Source organism: Geobacillus sp. BMUD, from assembly GCF_013096845.1.
In the GTDB taxonomy this organism is placed as follows: domain Bacteria; phylum Bacillota; class Bacilli; order Bacillales; family Anoxybacillaceae; genus Geobacillus; species Geobacillus vulcani.
In genome coordinates, this window is record NZ_SDLA01000006.1 from 96,103 (window position 1) to 116,547 (window position 20,445).

Below are 20,445 nucleotides of genomic sequence, written 5' to 3' on the forward strand. Positions count from 1 at the left end.
TTTTACCCCTATTTTCCTTCCGTTTCCCTTTTTTATGCGAAAAAAAGAAAAAAGCCAAAGCTTTTACGCTTGGCTTTTCGCAGGCGGCACCGCCTGGCAGCGGGCGTATCCTTTCGCTTGTTTTACTTTGCGCAACGCCACCCACCATAAGGAGAGCATAAACACCCCCATGTAATAGCCCCATCGCTCTTTGGCGAGCAACAACCAGTCATAGACGCCATGAAGGAAAAACGGCAACAAAAACGACGCCCATAAATAATAGCGGCGCTTTTTTGCAGCAAACTTCGCCTTGCCGAAATAAAACCCCATGATGACGGAAAAGAGCGCATGACTGGACACCGGCAAAAGCGCCCGGGCAATGGCCGTCTCCACTCCGTTGGCCAATAAGTACAAAATGTTTTCCAGCGTCGCGAATCCGAGCGAGACGCTGGCGCTGTACACAATGCCGTCATACGGCTCGTCAAATTCGTCGTGGTCATACACAAAAAAATAAATGACAAACCATTTGACAAACTCCTCAAGGAGCGCGGCGGAAAGAAACGCCTCAGCTGCCGGCGACGCGACAATCCCTTCTGCCGCCAGCACGTATTGGATGAACATGATCGGAAACACAAGCAAAACGCCGAACAAAAACATGCGCAACACAAACGAAAGCGGCTCAGCCTCATACTCGTCTTTTAAATAAAAATAACTAAGCAGCGCCACCCCGGGGGCGACGCCGGCGGAAATCAACGAAAACATCCCCGGTCCCCGTTTCTTTGTCATTTTACTTCTATCTTATCTTTTCTATCTTATCTTTTCTATCTTTCTTTCACTAAGTATAGTGTATCACATTTTTAGTGATACAAAAAACGATTCCTCGCCGCTTCCTCCCTTCGGTCGTTGAAGTGTGGGCCTCCTCGCCAAAGACGATGAAACGAGGGAGCAAAAAAGAAAAAATCGATTAATAAGCAAACAAACGATCGAAATCGGCGTCAGCAGCGAGGGCGACAGCAAGCTTGATGCGCGCTTTTTTCGCATCGTAGTCGCTGCCAAGAATGACGCCTTTTTTATGCAAATCATAGGCGCTGCCGAGGTAATCGTACGTTGTATACACCGCCCCTTCCTCGGCGCTCGTCGTCACCACGACTTTGATGCCCACTTCAATGGCTTTGACGATTTCATCGACCATTTTGGGCGCCACTTGTCCGCGGCCGACCCCTTCGAGCACGATGCCAGCGACTCCGCTTTCCCGGGCGGCTTTAATGAACTTGCCGTCCGCCTCCAAGTAGCATTTCACAATGTCCACCGGCGGAAGCGGGCGCACAAGCTTGTAATATTCGCGTCGGATCGGCTTTTGATACACGTACACCTCATCGTTGTCAATGATGCCCAAATAGCCGAAGCCGAAAGCGTTGAATCCTTGAATATTCGAGGCGTGTTCTTTTTTCACGTATTTCGCAGCAAAAATGCGTTCATTGAACACAACGACCGTCCCCGCCCCGCGCAGCGTCTCGGCGCACGCGGCGTAAATCGCATGGCGGATATTGATGTACACATCGCTGCCCAAATCAGACGGCGCCCGCTGCGAACCGGTGACGACGATCGTCCGCGGATCATCGATCGTCAAATCAAGAAAATAGGCCGTTTCTTCGAGCGCATCTGTTCCGTGAGTGACGACGATGCCATCAACGGTTGGATCGGTGAAATGCGCCTCAATCCGTTTTTTCAGCTCAAGCCAATGCGAAAACGTCAAATGCATGCTTGGCAATTGAAATACGCTTTCCACGATGATTTCAATTTCTTTCGGCAAATGGCACAGCGCCGCGAGTTCTTCGCCGCTTAGCGCCCCCGCCCGCAGGCGGCCGGAACGTTCGCTCCGCTTGCTCGCAATCGTGCCGCCGGTTGTCAGAAGCACCACTTTCCGTTTCGTCACGCAAGCCACCCTCGCTTTCTCTCTTTAGCATCATTACACAAAGTGTTGATTATCTATTTATTTTACTAAAAAACACCACATCATATGGCTGGATACACGCTTTTCTGCCTCTTCCCTCGAACAAGAACGCCGGTGGGCCAATGGAATGTGCCCGCAAAACGTTCATTGTTCGAAGAGGGGGCGCCTTCATATGCCCTGCCCAGTCGGTCAGCGAACCGCTTGCCGACTACGGCAGAAAAGCTGGGAACAGAGCCCTCTTAATTGGTTTTTATTGATTCATCAACGCGCCTGACATCATTAAGGTATTGGCCAATGAAGCGCTACTGCAGCTGCTTGGGTGACACCTCCCGCTCACGCTTGGCGATGCAGGCAGCGATGCGATCCCCGTGAAAACGGCCGTTTTCGATAAAAATCTCGTTCGCATCGTTGCCGGCGGCGATCACTCCGGCGATAAACACCCCCGGCACATTTGTTTCCATCGTCTCCGGATCATAATGCGGCCGGCCGCTTTCCGGATCGATCTGCACCCCGATGTTCATCAAGAAGCGATGGTCTGGATGATAGCCGGTCATGGCAAACACAAAGTCGTTTTTGATTGTTTTCGTTTCCCCGTCCACTTCATACACGACCGCCTCTTCGGTAATTTCTTTCACATGAGCGCGAAACTCCATGCGGATGACTCCTTTCTTTACAAGGGAGTCAAACTCCGGCAAAATCCACGGCTTAATGCTTTTCGAATACTCGTTTCCACGGTACAGCACCGTGACGCGCGCCCCGGCTTTTACGAGCTCCATCGCCGCGTCGACGCTCGAATTTTTCCCGCCGATGACGACGCAGTCGGTGTTGAAGTACGGATGCGCTTCTTTAAAGTAATGCATCACTTTCGGCAGTTCTTCCCCTGGCACGTTCATATAGTTCGGATGGTCGTAATAGCCGGTGGCGATGACGACATATTGCGCGCGGTACGTCCCTTTTGTCGTTTCAATGAAAAACGTTCCGTCTTTCTGCGGCTTGACGGCTTTCACTTCTTCAAACGCATGGACGCGCACTTGCTTGCGAACGACGACTTCCCGATAATAAGCGAGCGCTTGATTTCGCGTCGGCTTCCGATTCTCCGTGATAAACGGCACGCCGCCGATCTCCAGCCGGTCGCTCGTGCTGAAAAACGTCTGATGCGTCGGAAAACGGTAAATCGAATGGACGATGTTTCCTTTCTCGATCACCAGCGGCGAAAATCCAGCGTCTTGCAAAGCAATCGCCGCCGCCAGCCCGCACGGCCCGCCGCCGACAATAATAATTTTCTCCTCTTTCATCGTTCTTGCCACCTCGCACGAAGCAAAAAATCCCCTATCTTATGATAGGGGATTTCGCGAAAGCTTGCAAACATCGGCGCTTGCTGCGCTCACACCCAGCCGCGGAACCGGCACGCTTCCGCCATTTTGCGAACGCCGACCATGTAGGCGGCAAGGCGCATGTCGACGCGGCGCGTCTGCGCCATTTCATACACGTTGTTGAACGCCTTGACCATCACTTTTTCAAGCCGCTGTTCCACTTCTTCTTCCGTCCAATAGTAACCTTGGTTGTTTTGCACCCATTCAAAGTACGACACGGTGACGCCGCCAGCGCTTGCCAACACGTCCGGAACGAGCAAAATGCCACGTTGCGTCAAAATTTCCGTCGCCTCGAGCGTCGTCGGTCCGTTCGCCGCTTCGACAACGATGCTCGCCTTAATGCGTGGAGCATTTTCCGCCGTAATTTGGTTTTCGATGGCCGCCGGCACCAAAATGTCGCAATCAAGCTCAAGCAGCTCTTTATTCGAGATCGTATTTTTAAACAGCTTCGTCACCGTGCCAAAGCTGTCGCGCCGTTCCAGCAAATAGTCGATATCGAGCCCGTTCGGATCGTACAGCGCGCCGTACACATCGGAAATGCCGACGACTTTCGCCCCGGCGTCATGCATAAATTTCGCCAAATAGCTGCCAGCGTTGCCGAACCCCTGCACGACGACGCGCGCCCCTTTGAGCGACAGACCGCGTTTTTTTGCCGCCTCGCGGATGCAAATGGTCACTCCTTTGGCCGTCGCCGTTTCCCGGCCGTGCGAACCGCCGAGGACAAGCGGCTTCCCGGTGATAAAACCCGGCGAATCGAACTCGCGGATGCGGCTGTACTCATCCATCATCCACGCCATAATTTGCGAGTTCGTAAACACATCCGGCGCCGGAATGTCTTTCGTCGGTCCGACGATTTGGCTGATGGCGCGCACATAGCCGCGGCTTAGCCGCTCGAGCTCGCGGAACGACATCGTGCGCGGGTCGCAGACGATGCCGCCTTTGCCGCCGCCATACGGCAAGTCGACGATGCCGCACTTTAAGCTCATCCAAATCGACAGCGCTTTCACTTCGCGTTCCGTCACATCAGGATGGAAACGCACGCCGCCTTTCGTCGGGCCGACCGCATCGTTATGCTGCGCGCGGTAGCCGGTAAAAATTTTCACCGACCCGTCGTCCATGCGCACCGGAATGCGGACCGTCAACACGCGGATCGGCTCTTTCAACAGCTCATACACTTCTTCCGGGTAACCGAGCTTTTCCAACGCTCTATGTATAACAATTTGTGTCGACGCCAACACGTCGTATTGTTGTTCTTTCTCTTCCGTATGCTTGTCGGCTGCCATACGTAAACCTCCTATAAGCTCGCTATAATAATTTGTCGCCTTTCATGTCATAGTATACACCTTCTGTGGCCGGATGCAAAGGAAAAATGGCGAAGCGGCGTCAAACAGTCGGCGCAAAAAAATAGACTCCTTGTCCATTTCAAGGAGCCTTTCTATACCTTTAATTGGCGCGGAAATAACGAACGAGCTGTTCGATCGCGCGGCGTTCAATCAGCCGCTTCCCATATTCTTGCACACGATGTATCGTTATCGTAGCCGGGTTGCCAAACTCGGCCAGCAAGGCGACAAAGTTGTCGAGCGGAATCGGGGGTTCTTCGGGAACATGCAAGTAAAAGCGGCCTTGATAGGAATAGAGCGTGCCGTCGAGGCAACCGACCGCATGCAGGCGATGAGCGAGCTGGATGACATCTTCAAACGTTTGGAATTCGTAAAATATGTCATCGCTCTCATCGAGCGTTACTTGCATTTCGATATAATCGTCGGCGAATTCTTCTTCCATGTCGTCGTAGTCGCCTTCGTTCGTAACGATAACGACCATGCCCTGCGCCGGTAAAGAGTACACTTCGACCGCGATCGATCCGTTCACTTCAAAACCGAGCTCTTCGCTTGCTTCCTCGATCATATCGCGGAACAGCTGATGGACTTTAAACGTGTCTTTCCATAAATCGTCTTTCGTCAACCCGCGGTCCAGCAAATCGTCAAACGTCAGGAAAATTTTGATTTTGTTGTGGGTCAAGCGCTCAAGACGCATCGGCACCCCTCCTTACCTACAGAGCCATCTCTTACCGTTATTGTATGTCGCAAGCGGCAATTGGTTCGTTTGTTGTTATTAATGAGTTTACATCGTTTTCCCCGTTTTAGACAAGCATTTTTTCTCGGCTGCCGGCTTTCCGGGCACAATCGTGATGAGATGAGTCTCTGCCGGGGCTCCGAGGCGAAGCGGCACCCCGGTCGTCCCGTAGCCATTGCTCGTCAACAGCGCGGTGCTGCCGTGCCATTTGAGCCCTCCTTTTTCATACAATCCAAGCGAAAACAACCGGATCTGCCCACCGTGGGTATGGCCGCTCAACACGAGCGAAATGCGCTGTTCGTCTCTTAAGCGGACGATGATCGCCGGATTGTGGCAGGCTAAAATCCGCAATGATTGTGGCGGCACGCCTGCAAGCGCCCGATCGATATCCGCCTCCTTCCGACTCACGTCGCCGACGCCGATGAGCGCGATCGGCACGCCGCCATGCTCCCATACTTTCGCCTCGTTTTTGAGCACATGCACGCCCTCTTCCAAAAGCAATGAGCGAAGATCGTAACCGACTTCGTCATCATTGTTTCCCCAGACAAAATACACGGGAGCGACCGCTTGCAACCGGCGCACATTTTCGCGGACGCGCGCTTCGGGCACCCCTCTTTCGGCCAAATCCCCGCCAATGACGACGAGATCGGCCTTTCCTTTCACTTTTTCCAGCATGCGTGCCGAAATGATCCGCCGATGAATATCGGAAATAAAAAAAATCGTCAGCGGCGGCCAATGTCCAGAAAAAGAAGGGAACGGCAGCGTCACATGACGGATCCGGCTGCTGTGCGCTTCTTTCCACATATAGACAAGCAAAAGCAGAATACCCGTGATCACTCCCCCGATGACCATACTTCCTCCTGCTAAAGCCGGCCGTCTTCGGGCAGCCGGCGTCCTCTTAACATCATCATACCATAAAAGAAGGAAAAAACGAAAAAAAATGCCGCCAATCGCCAATGGAATCGAAACGCCCAATAAAAATGGCCGAGCGCCGCCAAACTGAGCATCCATTCGCCGAGGCGAACCTTTCGGCCGGACAACAAATGCATCGCCCCGGTTACAGCGATGCAAAGAAGCATCCCATTGGCAGCGACGCCGAGCAAAAAACAGGCAAAAGCAAGCCATGTTCGAAGCGGTGAAAACAACAGCTGCGTCCAAAACAAGGTTGGGGAAAACGGCTTAAGCGGCGGCAGCCAGCGAAAAAACAAATGTGTGCATAAAATGGCGGCCATGGCGGTCACCCATAGGCGGCCCATGTTTTCCCCCCATTTTCTTTTTTGTCCCCATCGCCCTTGACGACTCTTCCTCACCTTTGGCGGGTATTGGTCAAGGGCGAATCCAGCCTTGAGCATCCCTGCGATACTCAATGGGACGGTCTGTGTGGAGTTTTCATAAAACGTTTCGCTGCCTTTTCATCTTAACGATTCACCATGACAAACAGGCATGAACGGCATCGCCCCATCATACATATAGACTGAACTTTGCCAAAAAGGAGGGGTTGTATGTTTACAACGCGCAAACAATATGAGCCGTACATCAGCCCGTTTGACCCGTGCCCGCCGATCCGCGTCAAAACGTACGTCACGGCGCCGAATTTATACGTCGGCTTCCAACCGCCGAACTTACCGCAATTTCCGCTTCGCGAAGCGCTAATGAAAGGAACGCTTTGGCAAGTGTTTTACGATCCATATTACAGCCCTTACGAAACAAAGGCAAAAGGTGATGGCTCATGAAACAAATGCCGAAAGAGTATTACGAGCAGCTTGAGGAGCTGCAAGCGGTCGACTTTGCCCTCGTTGAACTGACGCTCTATCTGGACACCCATCCAAACGACTACCAGGCAATTCAACAATTTAACCAACTCGCGCAAAAGCGAAAGCAGCTGAAAAAACAGTTTGAAGCTGCCTATGGTCCGCTTGAGCAGTTTGGCCATAGCTATTCCAATTACCCATGGAACTGGGACGACGCGCCGTGGCCTTGGCAAGTGTAGCCGGCCCATTACGAATGCAAGGAGGAACAGATCATGTGGATTTATGAGAAAAAGCTGCAGTACCCAGTCCGCGTCAGCACGTGCAACCCGCGGCTGGCGAAATATTTAATTGAACAGTACGGCGGAGCAGACGGAGAACTGGCCGCTGCGCTTCGTTACTTAAACCAGCGTTATACACTCCCGTCAAAAGTGATCGGATTACTGAACGACATCGGCACCGAAGAGCTCGCCCATCTCGAAATGATCGCGACGATGGTGTATAAACTGACGAAAGACGCAACGCCGGAACAGCTGAAAGAAGCTGGGCTGGAGCCGCATTACGTCGACCATGAACGCGCCCTCTTTTACCATAACGCCGCCGGCAATCCGTTTACGGCGACATACATTCAGGCAAAAGGCGACCCGATCACCGACTTGTATGAAGACATCGCCGCCGAAGAAAAAGCGCGCGCCACGTACCAATGGATCATCAACATGAGCGATGACCCGGATTTAAACGACGGACTCCGCTTTTTGCGCGAGCGGGAAATCATCCATGCCCAACGATTCCGGGAAGCGGTCGAAATTTTAAAAGAGGAACGCAGCCATAAAAAAGTGTTCTAGTCGAATGAGCCGGCCACGGTCTCCCGCTCAGCTTTGTTCATAATAAAGATTGATATCGTATTCCCGTTTTATCCATTCAAAAAGCCGATGACGCCGACTCCATTGTTCCTCATCTTTCCATAAATCGATGCTTTTTTGGATGATTTCACAGCGAAGAGCGTGAAAGTCGTCTTCCGCCTTTTCGCTTTTTCCCTTGTAATAGACAGCCGCCCAATAAACGGTGCCTAGAAGAAGCAGAATGAACACATGGGCCGGCGCGGCGAAAAACCAGGCGATCCGCTCGCCCCATGTTTCAAAAGCCGCCGCTTTGGCCAAAAGATAAAGAAGGAAAATGGCCAAACCGGAAAACGCGGCCGCCTGCAAGAGCAGCACCCGCTTTTCAAACCGCTCCCATTTTTTCTTTTTTTCAATAACCGCAACCAGCATTTCTTTCGCCACTTCATCGATAGGAAACTCATCCGGGAAATGGACCATCTCCTCTCCCCCCTTGTCCCGTTTCTATTGTCCATCATATGCCGCAGACGGTGGCGTTAGAACAAAAAGCTGAGGGCAACGGACAATATTGGATCAAAAAGGCGTCCCGCTTACTGTTCGCCGCGAAGCGGGATGCGCAGTGTTTGCCCCGGCTGAAGGCGGCCGGTCGATAGGCCGTTTTCCTTTTTAATGAGATCAATCGCATCAGGCGTGCCGTAATATTTCATGGCGATGCTGTAGAGCGTTTCATTAGCGGCGACGACATGGGTGATGATTTTTCCTTGTTCATCATCAGTCTTTCCCCATTGGTCAGTCTTTTCCCAACCGCTGACGTTTCCCCGATCGGCGGCGCTCTTTTGCTTCGGTTTGGCCGCCTGTTCTATCCCCTTGACTTCGTCGTCTCGAATAATGCGCACCGTCTCTCCCCCTCTTTCTTCATGACGGACGACCGTCACAGAGCCCGACTTCGATTGGACATGATGGATCGTCAACACAGCCGCCGGCAAGATCAAAAACAAGAACAGAAGCAGACGAGACGGAACGTACTTTCGCTTTTGCTCTTCTTTTTTTCGCCGCCGTTTGATACGCGATGACGGTGTGCTCTCGTCCAACCCCAGGCTCCGCCGCGTCCGGCGCTCCTCTGCCCTTCCCATGGCTTCACTCCTCTCCCGACCGAATATGCAACGCAAGCACGAAATCGATCAAAAAGTGCGCGGTGATGGTCACCCATAAGCTTCCGGTTTGCTCATACAACATGCCGAGAAACAAACTGACAAGCATCACCATGAGAAACAAAAACCATTTTTCCAAATATCGAACATGCAACAAGGCAAACACGACGCTTGCCGCCCAAACCCCCCAATGTGTCTGCACAACGCCGCGAAACAGCCATTCTTCCGTCGCAGCGATGAGCGCGCATAAAAAAAAGAGATGCGGAATCGAGCGGCCGCGGAATATTTTTTCGTTCACCCCGCCGTCGTCATGCCAATCATCCGGCAAATAGCGCATGGCCAAAAAATCGACTCCCAGCACGAGCGCCGCCCCGCCCGCTCCGTATAACAGCACATCGGTGAGATCAAACCGCCAAAGCCGGCGCCACTCCGCCCCATCGAACAAAAAGAGCGAACAGCCGCCGGCGGCAAGAAGCAGCAACCCTTGCGTGACATAAAGGTGAAAAAGCACCTCGCGCTCCGTCATCTGCTGGATTTGTTCACTTTGCCGCTTCATTCGTCCGTCCCTCGCCAAAAAGCATGTCCCATAACTCCTCGCGCCAATGGCGAACCGGCGCCGCCTCCGGACGGCGGACGGCTCGTTCATAGCCGTCAAGCGATAGCCCGCAGCGATCGCAGCAGACATCCCGCCGACCCGTCAACTCCTGTCCAAACGCGCGGACAAGCGCCTGACGCCGGCACGAAGACAAGTGTACCCATGCATCCATTTCCTGCAGTTTTTTCCGCTTCCAGCGCCGCCGCACCTCGATGGCGGCTGCCATCTTGCCGTACAGCCGCTCTTTCGCCTCCGCTGTCAGCCAACCAGGCATCGCTCGTTGTCCCTGTTCTAAAAAATACGCCAACAACCGCTTTTGTATGTCGGTGAATCCGGCATCCTCGAGCGCCGCCATCGCCGCTTCCCATCCTGCTCCTTCCGGCAGCCGCCGACACCACTCACGCAGCCCGCGCGGACTTAGCAGCTCCGCCTCCGCCACCGCCTGGGCAATGGCCCGGTCGCCGTCCGCATAAAATAACACAGCAAGGCTTGGCGCTCCGTCACGCCCCGCACGCCCGATTTCCTGCACGTACGCCTCGAGCTGGGCCGGCATATGAAAATGAAACACAAACCGGACGTTTTCTTTGTTCACGCCCATGCCGAATGCGCTTGTGCAACAAACGATGTCCAGCTGGTCATATAAAAACTGTTGCTGTACGAGCAACCGCTGCTCCCCGTCCATGCCGGCATGGTAATAGGCGACTCGCCCCGCGCCGCACTGTTCGAGCTGGCGCGCCATCTGTTCCGCCCATTGACGGCTCGAAAAATAAATGATTCCCGGGCCTTCGAGACGCTTGGCATAATCGGTCAAACGCACCGCTTTGTCCTCCGTTGATGAACAATGCTTCACGCACAAGGCGATGTTCGGACGGTCGACGGAATGAATATGGCGGCGGGCGCCATCCATCCCAAGCGTGCGAATAATATCCTCCTGCACCTCGGGCGGCGCCGTCGCCGTCAACGCCAAACACGGCGGAGTCCCGAGTGCGCGCCGGATCTCCCCAAGCTTTAAAAAGTCCGGGCGAAAGTCATATCCCCACTGAGAAATGCAGTGCGCCTCATCAACGACAAAAAGCGAAATGCATACGCGCCGAAGCGCCGTTAAAAATTTGGCCGACTGCAGCATCTCCGGCGACGCATAAATAAAACGAAATGTTTCAAGCGAGGCCAGCGCCTGCCATTTTTCTTCAGCATCAAGCAGGCTGTGAAAAGCAATCACTCGCTTTTCCCCGCGCCGGCGCAGCTGCTCGACTTGGTCCTCCATGAGCGACACAAGCGGTGAAACGATCAGCACACTGCCTTGAAGCAAATACGCTGGCAGCTGATAGCAGAGCGACTTGCCGCTTCCGGTCGGCAGCATCGCCAGCACGTCACGCCCAGCAAGCACATCTTCCGCCACTTCCCGCTGCCCCGGACGGAATGAAGCATGTCCGAACTGCGTATGCAGCGTTTTCGTCAACTCGTCCAACGTCCCACTTCCTTTGCCAACACGAGCCGAATTTCAAAATAGCTTACCTTGCCATCAAGCGCCTCGCGAATCTCTTTCAATTTCCGCGTCCTGAGCGCCTGCGCCGCCGCTCGAATGGCCGCCGCCTTTTCATCATCGACAAACGGGGCGATCGAAAAACCGGGCACATTGGCAGCGATTTCGACAAGGTGATCCTCAATCGTGCTTCGCTTCAAGCGGCGAAGCGCGGCAATATCTTCCATCGTTTTTCCTTTCCGCAGCCATTCGTACGTTTTTTGCGCCGATTGTGTCAGCACCGCCGGCGCCAGCCCGCTCATCAATTCGGCCATCATCGAAGCGCGTCCAGCCTCAGCTTCCGCCATGATGTAATGGAGCACGTTGCGGAATTGAAACTGCACGTAGAGCGCGTCTTTTTTCAAATGGGCCGCGATTTGCTCCATCGTCCAACCGATGCGGACCGCGCTCGTCAAACGCAGCGTAAAGATCGCCGCCGCCTCTTCCGAAACCGCCTCAAGCAGCCGGATGAGCTCCTGATACAGCGCCTCGGTCAACATCTGGCGCGATCCTTTGGCAAGCAAGTATTGCTTCACCCATTGAAGCGTCCGCTCGTCGCGGCAAATCGGTGCAAAACGCCGCCCATAGACGAGGTTTGACAATGTCTGCCCGATCAAGGAAAGACGCTGCCAAAACAGCGGTTCCACCTCATGATAGCGCCAGCCGTTCAGATGGCGGGGGAAAAGCGTCGCTTGCTCGGCAAGCCATTCTTCCCCTGCCGCGGTCAACGTGTATGTCCGCTGTTCCTCGGATAAAGCGAATCGCTGTTCGACAAGCGCCATTGCCGCCTCCTCGAGCGCTGCCATCGTCACATTCTTCCATGTGCCAAACAGTGGCTCAAGCTGAAACCATTTGCTGTCTTGGAGCGTCTGCGCCGATTTTTTTCCCGAAAATAAATGATACGCCGCCGCCAGCGTCCGTTCGCCGCGAAACTGGCGAAGACACCAGGCAAGCAAAAACGACGCATAACTGTGCTGCATGGCCCTTCCTCCCTGCCTTTATTGTAGCAAAAAAAGCGGGCCAATCGGCAAAAAATCGCGTCGTTGACATTTCCACCACATGATAACAAAAATGAACCTCTCCCACCTACATTCCATTTCGAGGTGGGAGACTTCTCGGTGAATGTGTTAAAGAAGATGCATATGTGTAAAAATACAGGAGAGCGATTTTTTTATTGAAAAGCCGGCCGTACGGTCTTATTATAAAAGTGAAAGTTCATTTCCGAGCAGGCAACACGGAGATGGCCCGTCCGTTTCCAATAAACTTGAGGAGGTTCGATTTTTATGCCAAAGTATACGATTGTGGATAAAGAGACTTGCATCGCCTGCGGAGCTTGCGGCGCCGCCGCTCCGGACATTTACGACTACGACGAGGACGGCATTGCCTACGTCACCCTCGATGACAACCAAGGCATCGTCGAAGTGCCGGAGATTTTGATTGACGATATGATGGACGCCTTCGAAGGCTGTCCGACCGAGTCGATTAAAGTCGCTGACGAGCCGTTTGACGGCGATCCGAATAAATTCGACTGACATTCCCCCTCTTGCCTTGGCGGCAAGAGGGGTTTTTTGATGCAAGCGTGAAAAAATGGCCTATCACAAGTGGCGCATCTTGGGCGAACGTGCTACAATAAGATTGGCTTGTCCGCCTCGCCTGCTAGGGTGGACAAGTTTTCATGTATACATAACCAACAAAGGAGGAACGGGTTATGGCATTCGAAAATAAAATTGTCGAAGCGTTTATCGAAATTCCAACCGGAAGCCAAAACAAATACGAATTCGACAAAGAGCGGGGCATTTTCAAGCTCGATCGCGTCTTGTATTCACCGATGTTTTATCCGGCCGAATATGGCTATTTGCAAAATACATTGGCGCTGGATGGCGACCCGCTCGACATTTTGGTCATCACAACGAACCCGACGTTCCCGGGCTGCGTCATCGACACGCGCGTCATCGGCTATTTGAACATGGTCGACAGCGGTGAAGAAGATGCAAAATTGATCGGCGTTCCGGTCGAAGATCCACGCTTTGACGAAGTGAGATCGATTGAAGACCTTCCGCAGCACAAACTGAAAGAGATCGCCCACTTCTTTGAACGCTACAAAGACCTGCAAGGCAAGCGGACGGAAATCGGCACATGGGAAGGCCCGGAAGCGGCAGCCAAATTGATCGATGAATGCATCGCCCGCTACAACGAGCAGAAAAACAAGTAATCCGTTCAACACCTCATTTCGCCAGACGCCGTTTTTCTATTTCCGAACAATTTTGCCCATATCGTTTGATATGGGCGCTTTTCTTTTTCCAAACCCGAACATTTTTGATCAAAAAAAACGTTTTCATTTGTATGACTTCTTTTTCCCCCATTGACAGAAACCGCTTTCCCGTGTTAAATTATCAGAAATTTAACATCCTTGAAACAGAAAGGGGCACCTACTGTGTTTCGCGTACTCGTTTCTGACGCCATCAGCGAAGAGGGGCTGGCGCCGCTCCGCGCATCGGCGCACATTGACATCGTGCAAAAGAAAGTGAGCGAAGCGGAAGAGGAATTGCACACATTTGACGCTTTGCTCGTGCGCAGCGCCACCAAAGTGACCGAAGAACTATTGGAAAAGATGCCGAACTTAAAAATTATCGGCCGCGCCGGAGTGGGCGTCGACAACATTGATGTCGATGCAGCGACGAAACGCGGCATCGTCGTCATCAATGCGCCAAACGGCAATACGATTTCGGCCGCCGAGCATACCTTTGCCATGATGGCCGCGCTTGTCCGCCGCATCCCGCAGGCGCACATTTCCGTCAAATCCCGAGAGTGGAACCGCTCCGCGTTTGTCGGCAATGAGCTGTTTGGCAAGAAATTGGGCATCATCGGCTTCGGCCGCATCGGTTCGGAAGTCGCCAAACGGGCGCGCGCCTTTGGCATGAGCGTGCACGTGTACGACCCGTTTTTAACAAAAGATCGGGCCGAAAAACTCGGCGTTTCGATTCACTCGCTTGACGAAGTGCTGGCCGTGGCTGACATCATCACCGTTCACACACCGCTCACGAAAGAAACGCGCGGATTGCTTGGCGCGGAAAACTTGGCGAAAACGAAAAGGGGCGTCTATTTGATCAACTGCGCCCGCGGCGGCATCATCGACGAACAAGCGCTCATTCCGTTTTTGGAAAACGGCCATGTCGCCGGCGTCGCCCTCGACGTCTTTGAACAAGAGCCGCCGGGCGATCATCCGCTGCTTTCGTTTGACAATGTGATCGTCACGCCGCATTTAGGGGCGTCAACCGTCGAAGCGCAGCTGAACGTCGCCACCCAAGTCGCCGAAGAGCTGCTCCACTTTTTTGAAGGACGGCCGGTCACCTCGTCGATCAACTTGCCGGCGTTGTCGAAAGACGTCTATGAAAAAATTCAAGCATTCTATCATTTAGGCCGGAAGCTCGGCTTGATCGCCTCGCAGTTTATGAACATCCCGGTGCAAGAGCTGTCGGTCACCTACGCCGGCACGGTCGCCGATCTCGAGACGACGTACATCACCCGCAGCCTGCTTGCCGGCTTCCTGCGGCCGCGCGTCGCCTCAACGGTCAACGAGGTGAACGCCGCCATGATCGCCAAAGAACGCGGCATCACATACGGCGAAAAATTTTCCGATGAAACGCACGGCTATGCGAACTGCATTTCCCTCACCGTCCACGGTGAAAACAAAACGTTCACCATCAAAGGAACGCACGTGCCGAACTATGGCGACCGCATCGTCCACTTTGACGGCGTCGCCATCGACTTTGCCCCAGAAGGACATCTGTTGTACATTCAGCACCAAGACCGGCCGGGAATGATCGGCAAAGTCGGGAACGTGTTGGGGGCGCACGATGTCAACATCGCCACCATGCAAGTCGGGCGGCAACAGGTGGGCGGCAAGGCGATCATGATGCTGTCGCTCGACAAGCCACTTGATGACGAACTGCTCGAATTGCTCGTTAACATCGAAGACATTGAAGCGGCGAAAAAAATCGAAGTATAACAAAGTCATAGAAAAGGAGAACGGGGCATCCCGTTCTCCTTTTTACTGGTTCGTGATCGTGCCTTGATGGAAAAACAGCTGCCACCTTCCGTCGATGTGCTTCCAAATCGAGCTGCGCAGCGTGAGCTGACCCCTGGTTTCATCGTGGAGGCGATATGTCGCCAACACCACCCCATCTGCTAAAGGATGTATCGCAAAATCGGAAATCGTCATGCGCCGTACCGAAAGTCCGCCGCCTTCGACACTATCGTGTTTGTACCAGACGTTTCCGGAGCTGCCAAACTCAAAAAAATCGTCCGCCAACAGCGCGTCGAGCTCCGCTGGCGATGTGCGCACACCCGGCTCTAACAGCCGCCGTTCGAGGGCATATAAGTGCTTCTGCAAATCCATTGCTTTCGCCCCTTCCATCGGTCCGCTCTCCTCTCAAGCACACTATTTTCTTAAGCGCCAAGTGCAGCTAACCGAGCGGCACCGCCTTCCGCTCGCCTTTCGAGAACGTCATGAGCTCGGTATAGCCGATGCTGCGGGCGAGTTCAACCGCTTTGTCAAAATCGGCGCCGACATGTTCAGGCACGTGCGCATCGGACGATAACACGATTGGAATGCCTTTGTCATAGCACATTTTCAACAAGCGCGGATCCGGATACAGTTCGCCAACCGGCTTGCGCAACCCCGCGGTGCTGATTTCCACGCACGTTTTCGAATTGGCCAGCGCGGTTGTCGCTCGGTCATATTGTTCAAGCAAAAATTCCTCATCTTCTGGAACATATTGAAAAATTTTCACTAAATCGAGGTGGCCGATAATATCAAACAAATTTGACTCGGCAAGCGTAACGACCTGATCGAAATATTTGCGATATGTATCATACAAATCGCGCCGCTCCCACTCGTGGCGGTACTCGACTAAATCGATGCCGAAATCGTCGACCCAATGGATCGAACCGATGACATAGTCAAACTCGTACGAACGGATGAAAGCAGCCATCTCCTCATGTTTGCCCGGCGTATAGTCCATTTCAATCGACATTTTCACATCGATGCCTGCATCCCACGCTTCGTGGAACAGCCGGACGTAATCAGCCATATCGTAGCACCGGCGCGCTTCGACCCATGGGTTGGACAAAATGTTTTTCGTTTGATAGAAATGGTACGCATGTTCGGAAATGCCGAAATGCTGAATGCCTTTTTTCGCCGCTTCGTCAGTGAACTGGCGCAAATAATCAAGCGTCAGCGTCCCGCGTTCCAAATGGTTGTGGTAATCGGTCAACATCGGCGTTTCTCCTCTCCTGCTGTTTTTCTCATTATAACGCATTGCCGCAAGAAAGGACAACCGTTTTGCGAATATTCATCCAATCATCCGTTGGCCCCGACGAGAAACAACAGCCCGACGCATGCCGCTACGCCGGCGACCGCCAAAAGCCGCGTTACCATATCTTCCATGCTCCATCCCTCCTCTTCTTTGCGCCATCTATGTCTTATGTCAAAACCATCACCGATAGAACAGCGTGACAGAGACATTTACAAAACTGTAACAAAACAAAAGACAGCCAAGGCACGAACAGGCGACTATGGGCTGGATGCCATCAGCAGAGCGGCGTTCGGGCCGCTGGGCACGTTGATCCGCTCCCCGAGTGGATACGGTCCGAGAAACGATAAGCCGGATGCCTCGAAGGTCGCGTCAAGCAAGCCAAACTCTTTTGCTGTCAACAGCACCGCCTCTGCCATGCACGCCGCTTCATCCGCACTCGGCAGGGTGGAAACATGAAGACGAACAGCCGCATGACGCCCGTCAACATCAACTGACCCCACTTCCACTCCGCGCGGAATGACGGATTCAAGCCCTGAGGGGGCCGATTTTTTCATCTGTTGCAACGCCTCGGAGAACGAACGGGCGTTGCTTGGCGTTGGAATGAGCACCGCATGGCCGAAGGAGGAAAAGCGGTTTTGATAGTATATGCGCTTCTGCTGGCTGATTTTTGTCGTTCTTAGACGCCCAAACACCGGTAAATCAAGTCCTTCTTCCTCTCTTGTGAAAAAGCGAATGCTCCGCCCGCCCATTTGCCGCACTGTTTCCATGACCGCTTCCAAAAAAAGACGTTGCTCCTTATGGCCGGCAGCAAATACACGATGGCCATCCGGGACGCGCACGAACCATACGCTCCCATCGCCGGCCGCTGGGGTCATCTTCACGCCTTCAAACCATGCCGCCGCTTGCTTAAATGGAGCGCGGTCAAGCTGTCGCAGCGCCGCGGGCAGCCGCTCTGCCGGAGCAAGACGCCCCAGAAGAGGCACGGCCACCGGCACGACGCGGCCGATGCGGCCATCAGGCAGAGCGACAATCATCACATTTCCTGATTCGATCGCAGCCGGCAAAGCTGTTTCGGCGGCGATCATCGTTTTCGAATGGGAAGAAACTTGATCGGCCTGCAGCGTCTGAACAGAGAATGACAAAGCCTCATTGTTGTCCGCGCGTTTTGGAACGGCGAAATGCGTGCCAGCATAAACCGACGCTGCAAGCACGGCCGCCGATGCGGCCGCTGGAAGCCAGCGCCGTTTCCAGCGCTCCAGCCGCTGGGCGCGCGCCAGCTGGGCATACACTTCCTCCTTTGTGCGCCGGTCTTTGATGATGGGCAGCTGTTCAAGGTCATGCTCGATGCATCGCTCATTCCCATTGAGCTTTTTCACGCCGCCACCCCCCTCGTTCCGCCTCTTCTTCCATATAGTGTTTCAGCGCTCTTAGCGCGCGGTGCTGCGTTGTTTTCACCTTGCTTTCCGTCCAGCCAAGCGCCGCTGCTGTCTCGGCAATGGACAGCGACTGAATGAACCGGAGAATGAGCACAAGCTGTTGATCAACGGTGCAACGCGCTAAGCAGCGATACATGAGCTGAATTTCCTCTTTTTGAATCGCAATTTCCTCGGGCATCGGCTCGTCGACGCCGATGTGCTCCTCACTCCACTCCGGCGCATTGGCCCATTGGCGCCGTCGCTTTTGCTTGCGGAAAAAATCGATGGCCACATGGCGCGCAATGGACAGCAGCCACGTTTTTTCGCTGCATTGCCCTTGAAACCGCTTATATGAGCGAAGCACTTTTACGTATACTTCTTGGACTAAATCCTCGGCCTGCTCTCGATTCCGCACCATGTAAAACAAAAAATTAAACAAGTCATCGTGATATTTTTCATACAACTGCTCAAAGACGGGGTCCATCGTTTCTCTCCCCCTATCTTCCCTATGGACCGCGGCCATTCATCTGCTTTTGATCATCGGGCTGCCCCTGCTGCTCTTTTTTCGCGAAAGCGGCGGCATTGCCTTCCCTCCCGCCTTGTTTGGATCGACAGCCCAGCCAAAAAAAATCCCATTATCTTCATGATAACGGGTGACGATGAAAAAGAAAACCACTTTTTGAACGGAAATGGGCACATGGCTACCGCTCGGCAAACAGCGGAAAAAAGAGCGGTCCGGCCTGCTGTTTCAGCTTCCATTCGCCGGCTGGGTCATAGCTGATCAGCACAGCGGTTGCCGGTCCCCCGGATGAAAAAAGCGACAGCGGACACGAACAACTGCGAAAGCGGAGGCGATTGGCAGCCAAAAGCTCTGTCCATTCGTAAAAAACGCCTTTCGATCCGACCGGCACGAGCTCATACACATGGGGCGAAACAATCAGCTCGGCGAAAAGGGAAAGCGGCAGCACCCATTCGGGCCGGGCCAACACAGCAGCCCCGACGAGCGGTCGGCCGATGACGGCAAACTTCGCCGTCTCCGGCGTAATGCCGATCCGCTTCCGTTCGTTGGCCACCGTCCCGAGCGCCGTCACGCCAAGCGCCGACTGAACGGTTGGAAAGTTGGATTCCGTACTCCCGGTGATCGGGAGGGAAAGAGCCAGCTCTCGGCATGCTCGCTCAACGCCGCGGCAAAGGGCTTCCCAGCGGTCGTCGGCAATGAAATTTTGCAGCACGGCCGCCCTCGCTTCCGCCCCGACGCTCAACAGCTCCATCAAGGCGACGCGGGCGGAAAAATACGCGACAACATCCACCGGGACGGACACCACATCGCCCGGCTTGTCCCCGATCGCCGCCGAACCGTCGGCCGCAACGGCGAGTTCCATGCCGTCGGCAAACGGAAGGAAAAGCACATCACGCATGCGGCGCCTTCACCCCCGCTTTCGCCGCCAACCGGACGACAATCGGCATGATGGCTGCTGCGATCAACACGTTGACCGCTGCGGCTGCCGAAAGCGGCGGAATGACGGCAAAAACAAACGGCCAGCCGAACGAAACGGCAAGTGGCAGCGGCGCCAAAAACGCATTGCCGATGAAAAAGACGACAGCGCTGCCGATTTTCCATCCCCGCCGATGCAACACGGCGAACAGGGCGCCAAGCCCCGCCATCTCAAGAGCAACAAACCAATGAACCAAGCCGAGCGGAAAACCGCCGATCAACGCCGAAACCAAATGCCCCAGTCCAGCGACCGCCGCTCCGGCGCGCGGGCCAAGAACCACGGCGGCGACAAGCGCTGGTGCGCTGTCCAAAGCGATGCTGCCGACAAACGTCGGCAGCTTGATGAACGATCCAATCGCCGAAAGCGCTAAACAAACGGCTGTCCAAGCCAAGCGGCGGCTCATTGCTTCTCCTCCTTGTCGCGAAACACGATGGCGCTCCGCTCATACTCGATGTCCTTCACCCCTAAGCGGGCGTTCACGACCCGGGCAGCGGCGAACAAATAGTCGGACAGGCGGTTCATATATTTTAGAACAACGTCGTTGATCGGCTCGGCTTTTTGCAAAGAAACGATGCAGCGCTCCGCCCGCCTTGCCACCGTGCGCGCCATATGAAGCGCCGCAGCCCCCTTCGATCCGCCCGGCAAAATGAATTTTTGCAGCGGCGGGGCCTCTTGCACGTGCGCATCAATGCGCTCTTCTAAAAATGTGACCATCTCCTCGGTCACTTTATACGGAATCTTGCCGTTGACGATGGCTAAGTCGCCGCCGCAGTCAAACAGTTCATGCTGAATTTTCTGCAACTCGGCGTAAAGGTCGCGAAATCGCTCATCGTCAGCAAGCAGTGCAAGCGCCCAGCCGATGAACGAATTCGCCTCATCGATCGTCCCGTACGCCTCGACGCGCAAATGGTCTTTGTCAACGCGTCCACCAATTAAACTCGTCTTTCCTTTGTCTCCCGTTCGCGTATACAATTTCATTTGT

Annotated in this window: 25 protein-coding genes; 6 read left to right on the plus strand and 19 right to left on the minus strand. The window is 54.0% G+C overall.

What is annotated here, in order from left to right; all coding sequences use genetic code 11:
• Positions 1-63: 63 nt before the first annotated feature.
• From prsW to ETC05_RS09050, 7 genes are all read right to left on the minus strand, one after another.
• On the minus strand, positions 64-741 hold the full coding sequence (gene prsW / locus ETC05_RS09020; protein ID WP_031408634.1) for a glutamic-type intramembrane protease PrsW: 678 nt from the start codon (positions 739-741) through the stop codon (positions 64-66).
• Positions 742-943: 202 nt separating this feature from the next.
• Positions 944-1,915, minus strand: coding sequence for an asparaginase (locus ETC05_RS09025; protein ID WP_031408632.1), 972 nt, complete (start codon positions 1,913-1,915; stop codon positions 944-946).
• A gap of 320 nt (positions 1,916-2,235) precedes the next feature.
• The gene (locus ETC05_RS09030) at positions 2,236-3,228 is read right to left on the minus strand and encodes a YpdA family putative bacillithiol disulfide reductase (protein WP_171660860.1); all 993 of its coding nucleotides are present in this window, start codon (positions 3,226-3,228) and stop codon (positions 2,236-2,238) included.
• Positions 3,229-3,317: 89 nt separating this feature from the next.
• A complete protein-coding gene (locus ETC05_RS09035) occupies positions 3,318-4,589 on the minus strand; it encodes a Glu/Leu/Phe/Val family dehydrogenase (protein ID WP_025948501.1) in 1,272 nt (423 codons plus the stop codon).
• Between the two features lie 160 nt (positions 4,590-4,749).
• Entirely contained in the window at positions 4,750-5,340 is a 591-nt protein-coding gene (locus ETC05_RS09040; protein WP_011231720.1) for a genetic competence negative regulator, read from the minus strand.
• Between the two features lie 87 nt (positions 5,341-5,427).
• Positions 5,428-6,231: a metallophosphoesterase gene (locus ETC05_RS09045; RefSeq protein WP_031408625.1), complete on the minus strand. Its 804-nt coding sequence runs from the start codon at positions 6,229-6,231 to the stop codon at positions 5,428-5,430.
• Between the two features lie 11 nt (positions 6,232-6,242).
• Complete coding sequence (locus ETC05_RS09050) at positions 6,243-6,635, minus strand: hypothetical protein (RefSeq protein WP_171660861.1); 393 nt, start codon at positions 6,633-6,635, stop codon at positions 6,243-6,245.
• A 246-nt stretch (positions 6,636-6,881) separates the two neighbouring features.
• Between ETC05_RS09050 and ETC05_RS09055 the strand changes: the two genes are divergently transcribed.
• From ETC05_RS09055 to ETC05_RS09065, 3 genes are read left to right on the plus strand one after another with little or no spacing between them, the layout of a single operon-like run.
• Positions 6,882-7,112: a spore coat associated protein CotJA gene (locus ETC05_RS09055; RefSeq protein WP_031408622.1), complete on the plus strand. Its 231-nt coding sequence runs from the start codon at positions 6,882-6,884 to the stop codon at positions 7,110-7,112.
• On the plus strand, positions 7,109-7,369 hold the full coding sequence (locus tag ETC05_RS09060; protein ID WP_031408620.1) for a spore coat protein CotJB: 261 nt from the start codon (positions 7,109-7,111) through the stop codon (positions 7,367-7,369). The genes ETC05_RS09055 and ETC05_RS09060 overlap by 4 nt, the downstream gene beginning before the upstream one ends.
• 33 nt (positions 7,370-7,402) lie before the next feature.
• A complete protein-coding gene (locus ETC05_RS09065; protein WP_031408618.1) occupies positions 7,403-7,972 on the plus strand; it encodes a manganese catalase family protein in 570 nt (189 codons plus the stop codon).
• Between the two features lie 27 nt (positions 7,973-7,999).
• Here ETC05_RS09065 and ETC05_RS09070 read toward each other — a convergent pair whose 3' ends face one another.
• From ETC05_RS09070 to ETC05_RS09090, 5 genes are all read right to left on the minus strand, one after another.
• Positions 8,000-8,446, minus strand: a complete 447-nt coding sequence (locus ETC05_RS09070) for a YpbF family protein (RefSeq protein WP_171660862.1) — start codon at positions 8,444-8,446, stop codon at positions 8,000-8,002.
• Between the two features lie 110 nt (positions 8,447-8,556).
• Complete coding sequence (locus ETC05_RS09075; protein WP_171660863.1) at positions 8,557-9,099, minus strand: LysM peptidoglycan-binding domain-containing protein; 543 nt, start codon at positions 9,097-9,099, stop codon at positions 8,557-8,559.
• 4 nt (positions 9,100-9,103) lie between these two features.
• Complete coding sequence (locus ETC05_RS09080) at positions 9,104-9,673, minus strand: CPBP family intramembrane glutamic endopeptidase (RefSeq protein ID WP_031408612.1); 570 nt, start codon at positions 9,671-9,673, stop codon at positions 9,104-9,106.
• Positions 9,657-11,180 (minus strand): RecQ family ATP-dependent DNA helicase, encoded by a 1,524-nt coding sequence (locus tag ETC05_RS09085; protein WP_171660864.1) that lies wholly within the window; start codon positions 11,178-11,180, stop codon positions 9,657-9,659. Before ETC05_RS09085 ends, ETC05_RS09080 begins: the two co-directional genes overlap by 17 nt.
• A complete protein-coding gene (locus ETC05_RS09090; RefSeq protein WP_171660865.1) occupies positions 11,168-12,214 on the minus strand; it encodes a YpbB family protein in 1,047 nt (348 codons plus the stop codon). The genes ETC05_RS09085 and ETC05_RS09090 overlap by 13 nt, the downstream gene beginning before the upstream one ends.
• A 303-nt stretch (positions 12,215-12,517) precedes the next feature.
• On the opposite strand from ETC05_RS09090, the gene ETC05_RS09095 reads away from it, so the two are divergent.
• The 3 genes from ETC05_RS09095 to serA all read left to right on the plus strand — a co-directional run bounded on the left by ETC05_RS09095 (position 12,518) and on the right by serA (position 15,243).
• The gene (locus tag ETC05_RS09095) at positions 12,518-12,766 is read left to right on the plus strand and encodes a ferredoxin (protein ID WP_011231729.1); all 249 of its coding nucleotides are present in this window, start codon (positions 12,518-12,520) and stop codon (positions 12,764-12,766) included.
• Between the two features lie 176 nt (positions 12,767-12,942).
• Positions 12,943-13,446 (plus strand): inorganic diphosphatase, encoded by a 504-nt coding sequence (locus tag ETC05_RS09100; RefSeq protein WP_011231730.1) that lies wholly within the window; start codon positions 12,943-12,945, stop codon positions 13,444-13,446.
• A 222-nt stretch (positions 13,447-13,668) separates the two neighbouring features.
• The gene (serA, locus tag ETC05_RS09105; protein WP_031408606.1) at positions 13,669-15,243 is read left to right on the plus strand and encodes a phosphoglycerate dehydrogenase; all 1,575 of its coding nucleotides are present in this window, start codon (positions 13,669-13,671) and stop codon (positions 15,241-15,243) included.
• A 42-nt stretch (positions 15,244-15,285) separates the two neighbouring features.
• Here serA and ETC05_RS09110 read toward each other — a convergent pair whose 3' ends face one another.
• The 7 genes from ETC05_RS09110 to ETC05_RS09140 form a co-directional block, all read right to left on the minus strand.
• Complete coding sequence (locus ETC05_RS09110) at positions 15,286-15,651, minus strand: nuclear transport factor 2 family protein (RefSeq protein ID WP_031408604.1); 366 nt, start codon at positions 15,649-15,651, stop codon at positions 15,286-15,288.
• Positions 15,652-15,700: 49 nt separating this feature from the next.
• Positions 15,701-16,513: a histidinol-phosphatase gene (locus tag ETC05_RS09115; RefSeq protein ID WP_031408602.1), complete on the minus strand. Its 813-nt coding sequence runs from the start codon at positions 16,511-16,513 to the stop codon at positions 15,701-15,703.
• Between the two features lie 296 nt (positions 16,514-16,809).
• Positions 16,810-17,928: a UDP-glucose 6-dehydrogenase gene (locus ETC05_RS09120; protein ID WP_171660866.1), complete on the minus strand. Its 1,119-nt coding sequence runs from the start codon at positions 17,926-17,928 to the stop codon at positions 16,810-16,812.
• Positions 17,906-18,451, minus strand: a complete 546-nt coding sequence (gene sigX / locus ETC05_RS09125; protein WP_031408598.1) for an RNA polymerase sigma factor SigX — start codon at positions 18,449-18,451, stop codon at positions 17,906-17,908. The genes ETC05_RS09120 and sigX overlap by 23 nt, the downstream gene beginning before the upstream one ends.
• Positions 18,452-18,668: 217 nt before the next feature.
• Positions 18,669-19,385 (minus strand): AIR synthase related protein, encoded by a 717-nt coding sequence (locus ETC05_RS09130; protein WP_031408596.1) that lies wholly within the window; start codon positions 19,383-19,385, stop codon positions 18,669-18,671.
• Positions 19,378-19,866 (minus strand): ECF transporter S component, encoded by a 489-nt coding sequence (locus ETC05_RS09135; RefSeq protein WP_031408594.1) that lies wholly within the window; start codon positions 19,864-19,866, stop codon positions 19,378-19,380. The genes ETC05_RS09130 and ETC05_RS09135 overlap by 8 nt, the downstream gene beginning before the upstream one ends.
• Positions 19,863-20,441 carry a cob(I)yrinic acid a,c-diamide adenosyltransferase gene (locus ETC05_RS09140; protein ID WP_171660867.1) on the minus strand — a complete coding sequence of 193 codons (579 nt, stop codon included), beginning with the start codon at positions 20,439-20,441 and terminating at the stop codon, positions 19,863-19,865. Before ETC05_RS09140 ends, ETC05_RS09135 begins: the two co-directional genes overlap by 4 nt.
• Positions 20,442-20,445 lie beyond the last annotated feature (4 nt).